This window comes from Streptomyces sp. NPDC097617 (genome assembly GCF_044761485.1).
Classification (GTDB): domain Bacteria; phylum Actinomycetota; class Actinomycetes; order Streptomycetales; family Streptomycetaceae; genus Streptomyces.
The window spans coordinates 90,981-107,021 of record NZ_JBIWCL010000008.1; the positions used below are offsets into that span (position 1 = coordinate 90,981).

Genomic DNA, 16,041 nt, shown 5'->3' on the forward strand with positions numbered 1-16,041 from the left:
TCGTCCCCGACGAACCGGACTGGGGTCGCTGCTGGCCCGGGAAGTGATCGGCGTGATCGACACAGACGGTGAGTGCGCCGAGTGGGCCTTCCCCGCCGAGCCCGGTGCCGTCCGCACCGCCCGGCACGCCGTGCGCGGCACCTTGCACGCCTGGGGCCTCGAAGTCGTCGGCGATGTGACCGTCCTGCTGGTCAGCGAGTTGGTGACCAACTCCCTGCGGTACGCATCCGGCCCCATCGGCGTCCGTCTGGAACGGCGCAATCCAGCCGTCGACAGCCCCGCGGGAGGGCCCGCCCTGCTTGTGGAGGTTTCCGATCCGCTTCCGGATCCGCCCCGCGAGCGGGTGGCGGACCACGAGGACGAGGGGGGCCGTGGCCTGCACCTCGTCGCCGTCTCCTCGCAGCGCTGGGGGACCCGGCACGGGAAGTCGGGCAAGACTGTGTGGTTCGAGTTGGCTCTTCCTGGTGAGTAACAAGGTGAACGGTGGTGTGTGACCTTTCGGGGACACCTCCCGGCGTCGGCCGGGAGAGGTGCTCGGGGGAGATCATGCGACATGGCTCGAAATCATCGAGACCGTGCTGTGATCGTGAACGCCGTGCCGTCCGGGGCCGTGGTGCTGAATACTTCGGTCATGGCCGGTCCGGTTGCGGTGAGCTGGAGGGGACGGTCGCGTGAGCGAGATACCTGCGCAGGCACATCAGACCGACGTGCCGCGAGAGACATGGCACGACGCCCTGTGGCACAGCAGTCCGCCTGGCTCGATATATGACTACATAAAGGTCGCATCCTTCTCGATCGGACCCGACGGTCTCATCGATCAGTGGAGCCTGCGCGCCGAGGAACTCTTCGGCCTGACGGCCTCCCAGACCGTGGGCCGCGACCCGGTCGAGGCCTTCATGCCGCCCGAGCTGCGTCCCGAAGCGCACCGCAGGGTCGCCGAGATCCTCGACGGCAAGGAGTGGACGGGCCTGATCCCCTTCCGGATCCCGGGCGGGAACGGCGCGCACGGTGTGGCCGAGATCTATGTGATGCCCACCCAGACGGAGACCGCCGAGCGGGCCGCGCTGTGCGTCGTCGTGGACGTACGCGCACTGCGGCGGATCGAATCCGACCTGGCGGCCTCACAGGCGATATTCGGCCAATCCCCCTTCGGCTTCCTGCTCTTCGGCACGGACCTCACCGTCCAGCGGGCCAACCGCCGCTTCGCCACCGTCTTCGGGGGCGCCGCCGAGGAGCACCGCGGCCGGACCGTGCACGACTACCTGCCCGCCCACGAGGCCGACCGGATGTCCGACGCCCTGCGCCGGGTGCTGGACACCGGGGAGTCGGTGACCGATCTGCGGATCACCGGCGCCGCCCCCGGCAGCCGGGAGCACCGCCACTGGTCCATCAACCTGTACCGCGTCCACGGCGGCAGCGGCCGCCCCATCGGCGTGGCCGGGATCGGCACCGACGTCACCCGACGCCACCTCGCCGCCCGCGAGGCCGCCGGGGTCCGGCGCAATCTCGCCCTCCTCAACGAGGCCGGGCACCGCATCGGCAACTCCCTGGACCTGGAGACCACCGCCCGCGAACTCCTCGACGTCACCGTCCCCGGCTTCTGCGACCTGGCCGCCGTCGACCTCTACCAGGGCCTGCTGCTCGGCGACGACGACCGGCCCGCCCGGCCGCAGGGCCCGGGCGTGCCCAGCCTGCCCGGGCAGGGCCCGGCGCGGACCCCCTCGGCCGCGCTGCGCCGGGTGGCCTTCGCCTCCGCCGTCTCCGACGCCCCGCTGTCCGGTCCGGGCGCGCTGGTCTCCGTCGGCGACATCCACCGCTACCCGGCCGCGTCGCCGGGCGCGTTGGCCCTGCGTACGGCCCGGCCGGGGCTGATCGAGGGCGGCGGACCGGAGGACCTCGTCCAGTCCACGCTGGTCGTACCGATGGTCGCCCACGACACGGTGGTCGGGCTCGCGCAGTTCTCCCGTACCAAGGGCAGCGAACCCTTCGGCGAACGGGACCGGGCGGTGGCCGTTGAACTGGCCGCACGGGCCGCCGTATGCATAGACAACGCACGGCTGTACCGGCGCGAGCGCGAGCGGGCGCTGATCCTCCAGCGCAGCCTGCTGCCCCCCGGCGACCCGGAGGCGGCCGGCCTGGACATCGCTTGCCGGTACCTGCCGGGCAATGCCGCCACCGAGGTCGGCGGTGACTGGTTCGACGTCATCGAGCTGCCCGGGCACCGTACGGCGTTGGTCGTCGGCGACGTCATGGGACGCGGACTGCGGGCCGCCGTCGCCATGGGCGAACTGCGGACCGCCGTACGGACCCTCGCACTGCTGGACCTCGAACCGGCGGAGGTACTGACCGCCCTCGACGAGATCGCCCGCGGGCTCGGCGCCCCCGGCGGCTCCCAGCAGGCCTCCCGGGCCGCCCTGCACTCGCGGGACGCGGACCGCTCCGAGGTGTACCTCGCCACCTGCGTGTACGCCGTCTACGACCCGGTGACGCGGCGCTGCACGATCGCCAACGCGGGCCACATGCCCCCCGTCCTGGTCGAACCCCCGGACGAGGCCGGGAAACCGCGGCCCGCGCTGCTCCTGGAGGTGCCGCCCGGTATGCCGCTGGGCGTGGGCGGCGAACCCTTCGAGGAGGTCGAGGTCGATCTGCCGGAGGGCGCCCTGCTGGCCCTCTACACGGACGGGCTCGTGGAGTCCCGCGACCATCCTCTCGAGGAGGGCCTGCGCGGGCTGCGCGAGGCCCTCGCCGATCCGGTCCGCCCGCTGGAGGACGTCTGCGACCACGTGCTGAACACGCTCGACACCCGGCACGGCGAGGACGACATCGCCCTGCTCATGGCGCGGGTGCAGGGCCTGCCGGTGGACGCGGTCGGTGACTGGCAACTGCCGCGCGAGGCGCGCTCGGTGGGCCGGGCCCGGGAGCTGGCCCGGGCGAAGCTCCCGGCCTGGGGCCTGGAGGGGCTGCTCGACACGACCGAGCTGCTGGTCAGCGAACTGGTCACCAACGCCCTGCGGTACGGCGAGGGCGAGATCCGGCTGCGGTTGCTGCTGGACCGCACGCTGGTCTGCGAGGTCTGGGACGCGAACCTGGTCCAGCCCCGCCGTCGGCGCGCCCGCGACACGGACGAGGGCGGCCGCGGGCTCCAGCTGGTCGGCCTGCTCTCGGCGGGCTGGGGCACGCGCCGCACCCACCGCGGCAAGACGGTCTGGTTCGAACTCCCGCTGCCCGGCGCGGCGGCGGAGGCCGTCGCCGAACTGTCGGCCGAGCAGCTGCTGAGCATGTACGGCTGACCGGCGGGCGCCGAGGGTGCCCGCTCGTCCCCGGACCCGACGGATCCGGGGACGAGCGTCACTTCGGTTCGGTGTCCTTGAAGCACCGGGAGGACACGGCGAAGTTGATCAGGTTCTCGCCTCCGTCGGAGCTGTCCATCCACCGGGCTTCGAGTTGGGTGTGGGTCGCCTCGTGGACGGCGAAGACCTCGGGTGTCTTGGCCTCCGTGTTGGGGTTCGGGCCGTTCTTCACGACCTTCCAGCCGTTCTCCGGCAGCTGCGCGGCGAGGTTCTTCATGCCCTTGTCGAGGGTGGCGTGGTCCACGCCGTAGACGGACCAGGCGTGCCGGACGAAACGGAGGCCGCTCTTCTTCTCCTCGCTGGTGCCGCAGGGATAGGTCGCCGGGCCCCCCTCCGTCACCTTGCCCTTGACCTGCGTCATGTCGAGGGCCCTGCTCGACAGGTCGCCGACTTCCTTCTCCACCTCCGGATGAGTGCGCGGCTGCGGGTCGTACGTGCGCTTGGAGGAGGATTCGTCGTCCATGAGAGTGCATCCCGATGCGAGGGTCAGGGCGCCCAGGAGCGCCAGTGCCGTGGCGTTACGCCTGTTTCTGCGGTCCATTAGGGAGCCTCCCTGTCCAGCTCGACCCTGCCATACCGGCCGGCTATCACGGCCGCCTGGTTCGTGAGGCTGACAGACGGCTTACCGTCGTTCTCGTCCCAGAAGTTCCCGTGGCCCGGGGAATCACTGTGCATCTTGTTGGCACCGAAACGCTCGTCCGTGGGAATGACCCCCCAGTCACCGAGACCGCTGAGCCTGCCGCCGAGCGTGACCCCGTTGTCGTCGCCCCCGCCTTCCATGGCCCACACGTGCTTCGGCTGGAAGCCCAGGTCTCCGGCGCGGTCCGCCTGCATACCGGGGCTGCCAACGGCGACCACATCGTCGACGGGCATGGGATCGGCCCAGCTGTCGGCGTACTCACTGCGGTACTTCGCCGTATCGCCGATCAGCGTGGATCCGTAGCTGTGGCCGATGAGCGTCGTGTGGGCGGTATCGCCGGTGGCCGCCTGATGGGCCGCCTGGTTGCCGTCGAGGAACTGCCGCAGGGTCGGCGCCCCCTGTTCGGCCCACTTGTCCTGGGGAGCCTCGGTGAGGATGGTGTTCGGGGCGTCGTAGTCGAACCAGGTGATGGTCGACACCGACTGCCCGGGCGCCAGTGCCGAGGACTCATGCCACAGGGCGTCGCTCTTCGCGGCCTCGTCCTCGATGCTCCCGAGGGTCGTCTTCGTGCCCGGTACGAAGATCGCCGTGTGGTCCGCGGTATCCGGGTTCCCGTTGGCCAGGATCACGCGGCCGTCGTTGTTCGCCTCGGCGTCGAATCCGAGCAGGTACGCCTCGGGCAGTCCCCGCTCGCCCGTGGCGTTGAAGCGGCGCTGGATCGTGTCCATGCCCTCCAAGCGGTCCTTCAGATGGGCCCGGCGCTCCCCGTGCTTGTCGTTCCAGGCGCTCCACTCGTCGGTCTCTTCGCGCATCCAGGCGCGTCCGTGCTGGACGTAGTGGTACTTGGGCTGCGGTTCCCCGGGGATCGCGTTCAGCTCCGTCCTGTAGGCGCCGTGCGTCTCCGCGAGGACCGTACGGTTGGCGCTGTCGCGGACGTCCGCCGGGAGCCCGTTCAGTGCCCCGACGCTCGCCGGCTGCAGGGTGATGCAGGCCTCCCTCTCCTCCTCCGACAGGCCCTTCCACCACTCGGCGTTCAACTGCGGGTCGCTGCCCTTGGGCGGCGGGGGCTTGATGTGGTCGAGGTAGTCCTTGGCTCCCGCACGCACCTCGCCGGTGTCGGCCTGGACGTCGGCCCAGTCGGAGTCGGACACGGTCAGGTCGTCGTCGGCCTTGAGCTTGCGCAGGTGCGGCGCCCACTGGGTGTCGGCCTCGGTGGCCTCGGCGACCGCCTGGGCGATCCGGTTGGCTATGTCCACCGCCTTGCCGAAGTTCGGGTTGGGGTGGATGTTCGCGGCCTGGCGTTCCAGGGCGGCGGAGAGGTCGTTGGCGTCCTTGGTGGGGTCGATGACGTTCCCCGACGGCTTGCCCTTGGCGCTGCCGCTGACCGTGCCGCCCTCGGGCAGCTTGCCGTCCTTCTCCGTCCCGCCCGGCGGGAAACTCACCGAACCGTCGGCGCCGACCGAGAACTTCTGGGCCTCGGCGTCGCTCACGGCCGCGCCCAGCTTCCGCTTCGCCTCGGTGAGGGAGGCGGCGAGCGCGTTCAGGGAGGTGGCGGCCAGCCCGCACTCGACCTGCGTGTAGTGGAAGTTCTGCGCCAGGCCCCGCAACTGCTCCAGGGCGGCCTCGACGGCCTTGCCGCTGAGCCCGGTCCGCAGCCGCGCCGAGATCTGTCCCTCGGCGCTGCCGTAGGCGTGGTCGGCCATCGCGCTGACCGACTGGTAGCCGTCGGCGGCCTCGGTGAACTCCGACGGCTTGAGCGCCTTCAACGTCGCGTAGTCCATGCCCGCCCTCACCGGCCCCCGTCGTTGCCGCCGGTGGCAGGCGTGTCCTTGTACGTGTCGTTCATGCGGGCGAAGTCACCGTGCAGGGTCTCGTCGTTGGAGACCTGGCCCTTGCCGGCCGAGATCATCGGTCCTTGGAGCGCGGTGCACTTGCCGACCAGACTGTCGAGGTACGTCTTCCACGACTGGTAGAGCTCGCTCTGCGCGGTGGCGCTCTCGACGCCGGTGACGGCGGCGCCCTTCTGGCCGGTCTCGAAGCCGGTGAGGGCCGACTTGACGGCCGTCACCAGCTCGCCGACGTCCTGGCTGCCCTTCTTCCAGACCGCCATGTCGGACTTGAGGTCCTCACCACCGCCCCCGCCACCGCCGTCGGGCGCGGCACTCGCCAGCCGCATCTCGGCGCCGGCCGCGGTTCCTTGTTTGAGCCCTACCCACTCCGTGTCGAACGACGTCATGCTCACCCGGGCCCCCGTAACACTCTGCGAATGCAATGATCGGGTGATCCTAATACTTCGACAGCCCCCCGCCTGCCGGGTGGTGTTGACCCCGCTGGGCAGGCACGGCCGGGTCGCGGCCCGTAGCGTCCGCTAACGCCGCGCCCGGATTCCCTACGGCAACGGTCAGGCGGCGTGACCCTGTTTGAGGGCGGCGAGGCGGGCCTCGATCTCCGAGGTCTTGCCGAGGTCGTCCAGGGCCTCGAACTGGGCGTCCAGGGAGGACGCGGCCAGTTCCTGCTTCCCCAGCGCCATCGCCTCCTCGCGCCGCACCTTCTCCTCGAAGCGGTTCAGATCGCTGGTCGGATCCATGACGTCGATGTTCTTCACCGCGTCCATCATCGTGTTCTGCGCCTGCGCCGTCTTCGCCCGGGCCACCAGCTCGTCGCGCTTGGCCTGGAGCTCCGTCAGCTTGTTCCGCATCGAGTCCAGACCCGACTTGAGCTTGTCGACGACCTCCGTCTGAGCGGCGATCGTCGGCTCCGCGGTCGTCGCCTCCTTCTCCGACTGGATCTGCCGTCCCAGGGCCACCTTCGCGAGATGGTCGAACTTGTCGGCGTCCGCCGCCGACCCCGCCGCCCGCAGTTCGTCCGCCTTCCGGCTCGCCGCGAGGGCCTTGCCGCCCCACTCGGCGGCCGCCTCCACGTCCTCCTTGTGGTCCGCCTCCAGCATCCGCAGATTGCCGATCGTCGTCGCGACGGCCTGCTCGGCCTCCGAGATGTTGTTCGTGTAGTCGCGGATCAGCTGGTCCAGCATCTTCTGCGGGTCCTCCGCCTGGTCCAGCAGCGCGTTGATGTTCGCCTTGGCGAGCTGGGTGACACGGCCGAGGATGGTCTGCTTGCTCATGGTGGGTCTCTCCTGGTCGGGACCGGTGGGTGTGCAGTTCAGAAGCGGCCGCCGCCGCCCATGCGGCCGCGGGTTCCGCCGCCGCCGAAGGAGCCGGGGCCGCTGCCGCCGCCTCTGCCGGAGCCCCCGCCGCCCCCGAAACCGCCGCCGCCTCCGAAGCCCCCTCCGCCGCGGCCGCCCCGCAGGATCTCGCCGAGGATGATCCCGCCCAGTACGGCGCCGCCCGTGCCGCCGCCGGAGCGCCGGCCCGCGTACGGGTCCTGGTACCCGCGGACGTCCTGCTCCGCCAGCTGCTGCGCCTGCCGCGCCAGCGCGTCCGCCTGCTGGGCCTCCGCCAGCGCCTCCGCCGGGTCGGCCTCCGCGACCGATACCGCCCGCTCCAGGTGCCGGCCCGCCTCCGCCAGCCGGGTGCGGGCCTGGCTGCCCACCGCGCCACGGGTGGTCGTGATGTAGTCCGTGGCCGCGCCGATCGCACTGCGCGCCGCGAGCATGGCCTGGTCGAGCAGGGCCACCGCCCGTTGCCGCCCCGACTCCCGCTCCCGCGCCCCGAAGAGGGCTTCATCGAGGGCCGCGTCGGCCTCCTCGACCCGGCGCAGGGCGTCGAGCGGGTCGTACCGGCCGGCCGCCTCCTCCTGCCGTACGTCGGCCAGTACGGCCTCCGCCCGGCCGATCCGCCCGCGCAGGTCCGCCGTGGAGGTGCCCTCCGCGGTACCGGTGAGCAGCCCGCGGGCGTCCGCGAGGTCGGTGTCCGTCTCGGTCAGCGCGCCCGGCAGCTTCCCGGCCGCCTCCGCCAGCTCCTGCGCCCGCCGCTCGACCGCGTCCACCAGGGTCGCCGCCTGGTCCACCGCGCCCTCGGCGGCCCGTACGTGCACGGCCGCCGCGCCGTTCTCGCCGACGTCGAGGGCGGCGCGGGCCTGGCCCAGGTTGGTCGTCGCGAACAGCAGCCGGTCCTCGGCCTGTCCGGCGTTGGACGCGACGGGCGCGGACGCGGAGTCCGCGTACCGTCCGGCCAGCGCGGTCAGGGTGGCCGCGGCGGTCGCGGTGCGACCGGTCAGGTCGCGGACGTGTGCCTCCACGGCGGCGAGGGCCTGCGGGGCGTTCTTCTCCAGGTCCCGCAGCCGGTCGAAGTCCGCCGACTCGGCGTCGAGCCGCCGGTTGGCCTCGGTGCAGCGGGCCACGATCTCGTCGAGCATCCGGCGCCGGGTGGCGTCGTCCTCCGGGTAGGCGTCGTCGAGCTGCTGGCGCAGCCGGAAGGCGTGCGTCAGCTCGTCCTTGGCGTACTCCACCGCCGTGACGAAGGGGCGGGTCGCCTCCTCGCCGAACTGGGCGGTGGCGAAACCGAGTTCCTCCGTGCTGGTGCGGACCGCGTCGTCGGTCTCCACCAGCAGGGCCTTGGCCCTGCCGTCCAGTTCCGGCAGCGGGAGCCGGTCCGGCGCCCCTTCCGGCCAGCCCGGCCCGGTGGTCGTCCCGCGGCCGCCCCCGGCCGCGCCCTTCCGCTTGCGGCGGGTGTACGTGTACGCGGCGAGCGCCCCGGCCGCGCCGACGGCGACCACCGGGAGCACGTAGTCACCGGCCCCGTTCTCGCCGCCCGCCGCGCCGCCGGGATCGGCCGGGCCGGGGGTGATGGTCGGTACGGGTACGGGCTGCCCGCCGAGTACGGCGTTGTAGCCGTTGGCCGCGCCGATGGCGGCGCCCGCCCAGTCGTTCTGCTTCAGGGCGGGCTCGATCGCGGTCCGCGCGACGGTGGCGAGCTGCTGCTCGGTGAAACCGGAGTCGACATCGGCCGAATAGGCGTACTGGCGGGCTCCGGTCGCCACGGCCAGCAGCACGTCGTTCTGGCCGAGGCCGTTGCGCTGCGCGGTGGCGTCCGCCCAGCTCTGGGCCGAGCGCCCGGAGAAGTCCTGCACGTAGACGACGAAGAGCTGGATCTTCCGGTCCGCGTACAGCGTGTCGAGCGCGGCGGTGACGGCGCCCTGCCGGTCGCCGAGGGCCCCCACGCGGTCGGTGATCTGCCCCTGCCGGGACAGGGTGACGGGATCCTCGGCCCGTGCGGCCGGCGCCCCGGCGACGCCCCAGCCGCCGACCGCGAGCAGCCCGGCGGCGAGCGCGAGCGCGGCCCGTACGGACGTTCTGCGGCGCGGCCTGCTTCTCGGCGGAGTCACAATGGGGAGCGTATGGGTGGTTACGTACCCTCGCATGCGGAGTCGCCCCGGGTCCGGCACCCGGCGGGGTGCCGGACCCGAGGGTTTCCGCCTACCGGGAGTCGGCCCGGCGGCCGATCTTGTTGCCCAGCCAGACCAGCGGGTCGTACTTGCGGTCCACCGCCCGCTCCTTCAGCGGGATGAGGGCGTTGTCGGTGATCTTGATGCCCTCGGGGCAGACCTCCGTACAGCACTTGGTGATGTTGCAGTAGCCGAGCCCGTGCTCCTCCTGGGCCGTGCGCTTGCGGTCCAGGCCCGCGTCCGCCGCCGCGTCCAGCGGGTGCATGTCCAGCTCCGCCACCCGCATCAGGAAGCGCGGACCGGCGAAGACGCCCTTGTTCTCCTCGTGGTCGCGCACCACGTGGCAGGTGTCCTGACACAGAAAGCACTCGATGCACTTGCGGAACTCCTGCGAGCGCTCCACATCGATCTGCTGCATCCGGTACGCGCCCGCCGGTACCCCCTCCGGAGGGACGAAGGCAGGGACCTCCCGTGCCTTCAGATAGTTGAAGGACACGTCCGTGACCAGGTCCCGCACCACCGGGAAGGCGCGCAGCGGGGTGATCGTGATCGTCTCGGAGCGCTCGAAGGTGGACATGCGCGTCATGCACATCAGCCGCGGCCGGCCGTTGACCTCCGCACTGCACGAGCCGCACTTGCCCGCCTTGCAGTTCCAGCGCACCGCCAGGTCCGAGGCCTGGGTGGCCTGGAGCCGGTGGACGATGTCCAGGACCACCTCCCCGTCGTGCACCTCGACGGTGAAGTCCCGCAGGGCCCCGCCCTCCGCGTCGCCCCGCCAGATCCGGAAGCTCGCGTCGTACGTACTCATTCGTACAGCTCCTCTTCGGCGAGGTACTTGACCAGCTCTTCCTTCTCGAACAGCGCGAGCAGGTCCGGGCGGATGGGATCGGTGCGGGTGCGGACCAGGGCGATCCGGTCGGCCGCAGGGTCCGCCGGGGGCGGGTCGACCGGCCGGCACAGCAGGTTCACCGGACGCCAGCCGCGCTCCATCGACGGGCAGTCCTCGCGGGTGTGCCCGCCCCGGCTCTCGGTGCGCTCCAGGGCCGCACGGGCCACGCACTCGCTGACCAGCAGCATGTTCCGCAGGTCCAGGGCCAGGTGCCAGCCGGGATTGAACTGCCGGTGCCCCTCGACACCGGCCCGGGAGGCCCGTACGCGCAAGGTCGCGAGCCTCTCCAGGGCCTCGGCCATCTCGCCCTCGCGCCGGATGATGCCGACGAGGTCGTTCATGGTCGTCTGGAGCTCCTGGTGGAGCGTGTACGGGTTCTCCGCGCCCTCCACGGCGTGGAAGGGGGCCAGCGCCTCGGTCGCCGCCGCGTCGATCTCCGACCGCGCCACCGCCGGACGTCCGGCGGAGACGGCGTACCGCGCCGCGTGCAGACCGGCCCGCCGCCCGAAGACCAGCAGGTCGGACAGGGAGTTGCCGCCCAGCCGGTTCGAGCCGTGCATGCCGCCCGCGACCTCGCCCGCGGCGAACAGGCCCGGCACCCCGACGGTGGCGGCGGACTCCGAGTCGACCGCGATGCCGCCCATCACGTAGTGGCAGGTCGGACCCACCTCCATCGGCTCGGCCGTGATGTCCACGTCCGCCAGCTCCTTGAACTGGTGGTACATGGACGGCAGCCGCCGCTTGATCCGCTCGGCCGGCATCCGCGTGGACACGTCGAGGAAGACCCCGCCGTGCGGGGAGCCGCGGCCCGCCTTCACCTCGGAATTGATCGCCCGTGCGACCTCGTCGCGCGGCAGCAGCTCGGGCGGGCGCCGGTTGTGGTCCGGGTCCTCGTACCAGCGGTCGCCCTCCGCCTCCGACTCCGCGTACTTCTCCTTGAAGACGTCGGGGACGTAGTCGAACATGAACCGCTTGCCCTCGGAGTTGCGCAGCACCCCGCCGTCACCGCGCACGGACTCGGTGACGAGGATCCCCTTGACCGACGGCGGCCAGACCATGCCGGTCGGGTGGAACTGCACGAACTCCATGTTGAGCAGGGGCGCGCCCGCCAGCAGCGCCAGCGCGTGGCCGTCGCCCGTGTACTCCCAGGAGTTGGAGGTCGTCTTGAAGGACTTGCCGATCCCGCCCGTGGCCAGCACCACCGCCGGGGCCTCCAGGACGAAGAAGCGGCCGGACTCGCGCTCGTAGCAGAAGGCCCCCGAGACCCTCCGCCCCTCCTTCAGGACCCTGGTGACCGTGCACTCCTGGAAGACCTTGAGCCGGGCCTCGTAGTCGCCGTACTCCTTGAAGTCCTCCTGCTGGAGCTGGACGATCTTCTGCTGGAGCGTGCGGATCAGCTCCAGGCCGGTCCGGTCGCCGACGTGCGCGAGGCGCGGGTACTCGTGCCCGCCGAAGTTGCGCTGGGATATCTTCCCGTCCGGCGTCCGGTCGAAGAGCGCGCCCCAGGTCTCCAGCTCCCAGACCCGGTCCGGGGCCTCCTTCGCATGGAGCTCCGCCATCCGCCACTGGTTGAGGAACTTGCCCCCGCGCATGGTGTCGCGGAAGTGCACCTGCCAGGTGTCGCGCTCGTTGACATTGCCCATGGAGGCGGCGATCCCGCCCTCCGCCATCACCGTATGGGCCTTGCCGAACAGGGACTTGCAGATCACGGCCGTACGGGCGCCGCGCTCGCGGGCCTCGATCGCGGCGCGCAGCCCGGCGCCGCCCGCGCCGACCACGACCACGTCCCACTGCTGCCGTTCCACTTGAGCCATCTCAGAAGATCCTCGGGTCGGTGAAGGCGCCGCTCGCCAGCAGGTACACGTAGAAGTCGCACAGGGCCACGCTGATCAGGGAGGCCCACGCCAGTAGCATGTGGCGGGAGTTGAGCCTGCTGACCCAGCCCCAGAGCCGGTAGCGCACCGGGTGCTTCGAGAAGTGCTTGAGGCGGCCGCCCATGATGTGGCGGCAGGAGTGGCAGGACAGGGTGTAGGCCCAGATCAGCGTGATGTTGACCAGGAAGAGCAGGGTGCCGAGGCCCATGTGGCCCCAGGCGTAGTGCTCGTCGCGGAAGGTCAGCGCGGTGTCGTAGCTGAGGATCAGGGCGACCGGGACCGCCGCGTAGAAGAAGTACCGGTGCGCGTTCTGCAGGACCAGCGGGAAGCGGGTCTCGCCGGTGTACTTCGTGTGCGGTTCGGCGACGGCGCAGGCGGGCGGCGAGGCCCAGAAGCCCCGGTAGTAGGCCTTGCGGTAGTAGTAGCAGGTCAGCCGGAAGCCGAGCGGGAAGATCAGGATCAGCAGGGCGGGGGAGAGGCCCCACCAGCTGCCGAATATCTCCCAGTTGGGCCCGCCCTTCATCGGGACGCAGTTCTCCGCGAGACACGGGGAGTAGAACGGGGAGACGTACGGGGCCGCGTAGTAGTCGGCGTTGGCGAAGGCCCGCCAGGTCGAGTAGACGATGAAGGCGAGCAGCCCGGCCGCGGTGCCGGCGGGGGCCAGCCACCACCGGTCGGTCCGCAGGTGCCGGGCCGCGATCGCGGCCCGTGAGGCGTCGTGCACGCCGCCGGGCCGCTGCTGGGGTCGTTCCGTGCCTGTGGCCAAAGGGGACTCCGGGAGGAGTGATGAGGGGTGCGCCGGTCGGCCGGGCCGAGGACGGCCGGGCCGGTCGGGGCGTGGGTGGATGCGCGTCCGTGACGGGCGGGCTCAGGGGGCGCGGCGGTCGCGGGCGCCCAGGCCCTCGTCGTCGGCGTCCGTCCACAGGGAGCTGTCGTACGGGGTGTCCGGGACCGTCACCATCCGGGACGGGTCCTGACCGGTCGCCGTCGTCGACGGCTTCTGCCGCGCGGCCTGCTTCTCCAGCCGCTCGACCTTGCGCGTCAGCTCGTCCAGGTTGCGCCGTACAGCACTCAGATCGTCTTGCAGGGACATGATTTGCCCTCACTTCCGCCAAGGTGCGGTGGCAACGCTCATGTGCGCCTGCGAGTGTCGCGCCTCCCGTCCCCCGTTGTGAAGGGACGTGCAGCGATTGCGGGCGCGCAGGCGTGAATCGTGCGCCCCTCCCCGCCCCCCATTCTCATCCCTCTCCCGGGGGAACGCCCGCGGCGGTGCAAGCGGGATTGGTCCGCACGGGTGGGGTTCGCGGCGTGGCGAGAGGCGGGTGCGAGGGGTGCGGCTGAGCGTCTATTTCAGTGGGTTCCGGCAACCGGTGTGATCAGCTCCATATACCGCCGAACGTGATCATGCTTCCCCCACGCCCCGCCCCGGAGGTACCACCCATGTCCCAGAGAAGGCGCAGGTCCTTGGCGCTCCTGACCTCGGGAGTCCTCGCACTGCCGCTGCTCACGGGCTGCGGCGCGGGTGATGACGAGGGCGGCCCGGCCGCCGCAGGGCAGGACATCGCCACGACCACCCGCGACAGGGTCGCGGACGGGGGTGTGCTCCGCTGGGCGGTGGACGCGCTCCCGGACACCCTCAACACCTTCCAGGCCGACGCGGACGCCACGACCGCCAGGATCGCCGGCGCCGTGCTGCCGCAGCTCTTCGTCCTCGACGCCAAGGGACGGCCGGTGGCCAACCCCGACTACCTCGAGAAGGCCGAGGTCATCGAGCGGGAGCCGAAGCAGGTCGTCCTGTACAAGCTCAACCAGCAGGCGGTGTGGAGCGATGGACGCGAGATCGGCGCCGCCGACTTCGTGGCGCAGTGGCGGGCCCTGAACGGCAAGGACTCGGCGTACTGGACGGCGCGCAACGCCGGCTACGACCGGATCGAGAAGATCGAGAAGGGCAAGACCGACCTGGAGGTCAGGGTCACCTTCAACAAGCCGTACGCCGACTGGCGCTCCCTGTTCACCCCGCTCTACCCCAAGCAGGTCACCGGCACCCCCGACGCCTTCAACGAGGGCGCCCGCGGCGCGCTGAAGATCACCGCCGGTCCCTTCGCGCTCGGCGCGATCGACAAGAAGACCGGTACCGCCTCCCTGACCCGCAACGCGCGCTGGTGGGGCCGTCCCGCCAAGCTGGACACGCTCGTCCTGACGGCGGTCCCGCGGGCCGAGCGTCCGGCGGCGCTGGCCGCCGGGAAGCTCGACCTGGCGGAGATCGACCGCGCCGGGGCCGACCGGATCGCCCTGGCCCGCCGGGACGCCGCCGCCAAGAACGGGCCGGGCGCGGGTGGCGCCCCGGCCCACGGCCCGGGGGCCACGCTGACCCCGGCGCAGGCCACGCTGTCCTGGGCCGTCGCCTTCGGGGCGGACGAGGACAAGGCCGCGGCGGAGACGGAGAGCCGGCACAAGCACCTCGCCTCGGTCGAGCGGTACGCCGACGAGCAGAAGGCCCTGCGGGCCTTCACCGTGCGCAAATCCCTGGAGCCCGCCTATACGCAGCTTGCGATGAACGGCTCCTCCGGCCCGCTGGCGGACGAACGGGTGCGCCGGGCCGTGGCCCGGGCCCTGGACCGCCAGGCGCTGGCCGAGGTCGTGCTCAAGCCGCTCGGACTGCCGGCGAAGCCCGTCGGCAGCCACCTGGCCCTGGCCGGGCAGCGGGCGTACGCCGACAACAGCGACGCCCTCGGCGGTCAGGACACGCACGCGGCCCAGGCCCTGCTCACGGACGCGGGCTGGCGCAAGGGCGGCAAGATCACCGAGCCGGCGGGTGCCAAGGCCGGCCCGGAGAGCGCGCCGCAGGACGACTCGAAGACCCCGTCCGGCCCGGGTACCGGGAACGACGGGCTCTACATCGTGGGCCAGGACGACGGGGCCAACGGCGATCCGCGGTCGGCGACCGAGGCCCGCCCGAAGACGGGCGCCGTCCCGGCGGGCCCCCAGGACGGGCCCTCCCCGGTGCTCGCCCCGGCCCCCTTCGGCGCCCAGCAGCGCGCGTCCCTGCTCGCCCAGGCGGTCCGCGCCGCGGCCGCCCGGCCCGAGGTGCTCGACGACGGCAAGGGCGCCCCGGCCCGCGACGACGCGGCGGACGCCGACAAGGCCTCCCCGGCTCCGGCCCCGGCCAAGCAGCCCGTCCGCACCTCCGGCAACACGCTCGCCAAGGACGGCAAGGCGCTCTCGCTGCGCTTCGTGGTCCCGGCGGGTCCCGGGTCGGAGTCCCTGCGCGCGGTGGGCGAGCGGATCTCCACGATGCTCCGCAAGATCGGCGTGAACACCGAGACGGTCAAGGTGGCCGACGACAGCTTCTTCAAGGACCACGTCGCCTCGGGCCAGTACGACCTGGCCCTGTACTCGTGGCCCGCGACGGCCTACCCGGCCACCGACGCCCGGCCCATCTTCGCCAAGCCGGAGCCGGCCGCGGACGGCTCGCTCCTCGTCGAACAGAACTACACACGGGTCGGCACCGACCACATCGACCAGCTCTTCGACCAGGCGGTCGGCGAGCTGGACGAGGAGCAGTCCCGTGAGCTGATGCGCAAGGCGGACGCCCGGATCTGGGCCGCCGCCGGATCCATCCCGCTCTACCAGCGCCCCGAGCTGGTGGCGGTCAAGCCGGGTCTGGCCAACGCGGGGGCCTTCGGCCTCGGCGCCCCCCGCTACCAGGACATCGGCTGGAAGAAGGCCCCCGCTGCGAAGGACAAGAAGAAGTAGCGCGGGAGAAGAAGTGATGACAAAGCGGTGCCTGTCAGGTTGACCGCAGACCCGCAAGCTCAGATGTGACTCAAGTCCCTTGCCCGCCGGATCTTCCGGCGGGCAAGGTCGTGCCAGACCCATTGACCACGCCTGTTGACCCGCATGAATACCGGTACGACGGCGGCCGAAGCACCCCACGCAGCACTC

Annotated in this window: 12 protein-coding genes; 3 read left to right on the top strand and 9 right to left on the bottom strand. The window is 71.8% G+C overall.

Going from position 1 to position 16,041, the window contains the following annotated elements; all coding sequences use genetic code 11:
- Positions 1 to 43 precede the first annotated feature (43 nt).
- Positions 44 to 472, top strand: coding sequence for an ATP-binding protein (locus tag ACIQZO_RS16015; protein ID WP_403626024.1), 429 nt, complete (start codon positions 44 to 46; stop codon positions 470 to 472).
- 199 nt (positions 473 to 671) lie between these two features.
- A complete protein-coding gene (locus ACIQZO_RS16020) occupies positions 672 to 3,290 on the top strand; it encodes a SpoIIE family protein phosphatase (protein WP_403626027.1) in 2,619 nt (872 codons plus the stop codon).
- Between the two features lie 58 nt (positions 3,291 to 3,348).
- On the opposite strand, the gene ACIQZO_RS16025 is transcribed toward ACIQZO_RS16020, so the two are convergent.
- From ACIQZO_RS16025 to ACIQZO_RS16065, 9 genes are all read right to left on the bottom strand, one after another.
- A complete protein-coding gene (locus ACIQZO_RS16025) occupies positions 3,349 to 3,813 on the bottom strand; it encodes a hypothetical protein (protein ID WP_403626030.1) in 465 nt (154 codons plus the stop codon).
- 77 nt (positions 3,814 to 3,890) lie between these two features.
- Positions 3,891 to 5,771 (bottom strand): alpha/beta hydrolase, encoded by a 1,881-nt coding sequence (locus ACIQZO_RS16030; RefSeq protein WP_403626033.1) that lies wholly within the window; start codon positions 5,769 to 5,771, stop codon positions 3,891 to 3,893.
- 8 nt (positions 5,772 to 5,779) lie between these two features.
- Positions 5,780 to 6,226: a hypothetical protein gene (locus tag ACIQZO_RS16035; RefSeq protein ID WP_403626035.1), complete on the bottom strand. Its 447-nt coding sequence runs from the start codon at positions 6,224 to 6,226 to the stop codon at positions 5,780 to 5,782.
- Positions 6,227 to 6,391: 165 nt separating this feature from the next.
- Positions 6,392 to 7,111, bottom strand: coding sequence for a PspA/IM30 family protein (locus tag ACIQZO_RS16040; protein ID WP_403626038.1), 720 nt, complete (start codon positions 7,109 to 7,111; stop codon positions 6,392 to 6,394).
- Positions 7,112 to 7,149: 38 nt separating this feature from the next.
- Entirely contained in the window at positions 7,150 to 9,273 is a 2,124-nt protein-coding gene (locus ACIQZO_RS16045) for a TPM domain-containing protein (RefSeq protein WP_403626041.1), read from the bottom strand.
- A gap of 91 nt (positions 9,274 to 9,364) precedes the next feature.
- Positions 9,365 to 10,141: a succinate dehydrogenase/fumarate reductase iron-sulfur subunit gene (locus ACIQZO_RS16050; protein ID WP_403626043.1), complete on the bottom strand. Its 777-nt coding sequence runs from the start codon at positions 10,139 to 10,141 to the stop codon at positions 9,365 to 9,367.
- Positions 10,138 to 12,036, bottom strand: coding sequence for a fumarate reductase/succinate dehydrogenase flavoprotein subunit (locus tag ACIQZO_RS16055; RefSeq protein ID WP_403626046.1), 1,899 nt, complete (start codon positions 12,034 to 12,036; stop codon positions 10,138 to 10,140). The genes ACIQZO_RS16050 and ACIQZO_RS16055 overlap by 4 nt, the downstream gene beginning before the upstream one ends.
- Before the next feature lies 1 nt (position 12,037).
- A complete protein-coding gene (locus ACIQZO_RS16060) occupies positions 12,038 to 12,862 on the bottom strand; it encodes a hypothetical protein (RefSeq protein ID WP_403626049.1) in 825 nt (274 codons plus the stop codon).
- 102 nt (positions 12,863 to 12,964) lie between these two features.
- Entirely contained in the window at positions 12,965 to 13,189 is a 225-nt protein-coding gene (locus ACIQZO_RS16065; protein ID WP_403626052.1) for a hypothetical protein, read from the bottom strand.
- A 347-nt stretch (positions 13,190 to 13,536) separates the two neighbouring features.
- Between ACIQZO_RS16065 and ACIQZO_RS16070 the strand changes: the two genes are divergently transcribed.
- A complete protein-coding gene (locus ACIQZO_RS16070) occupies positions 13,537 to 15,852 on the top strand; it encodes an ABC transporter family substrate-binding protein (RefSeq protein WP_403626055.1) in 2,316 nt (771 codons plus the stop codon).
- Positions 15,853 to 16,041 lie beyond the last annotated feature (189 nt).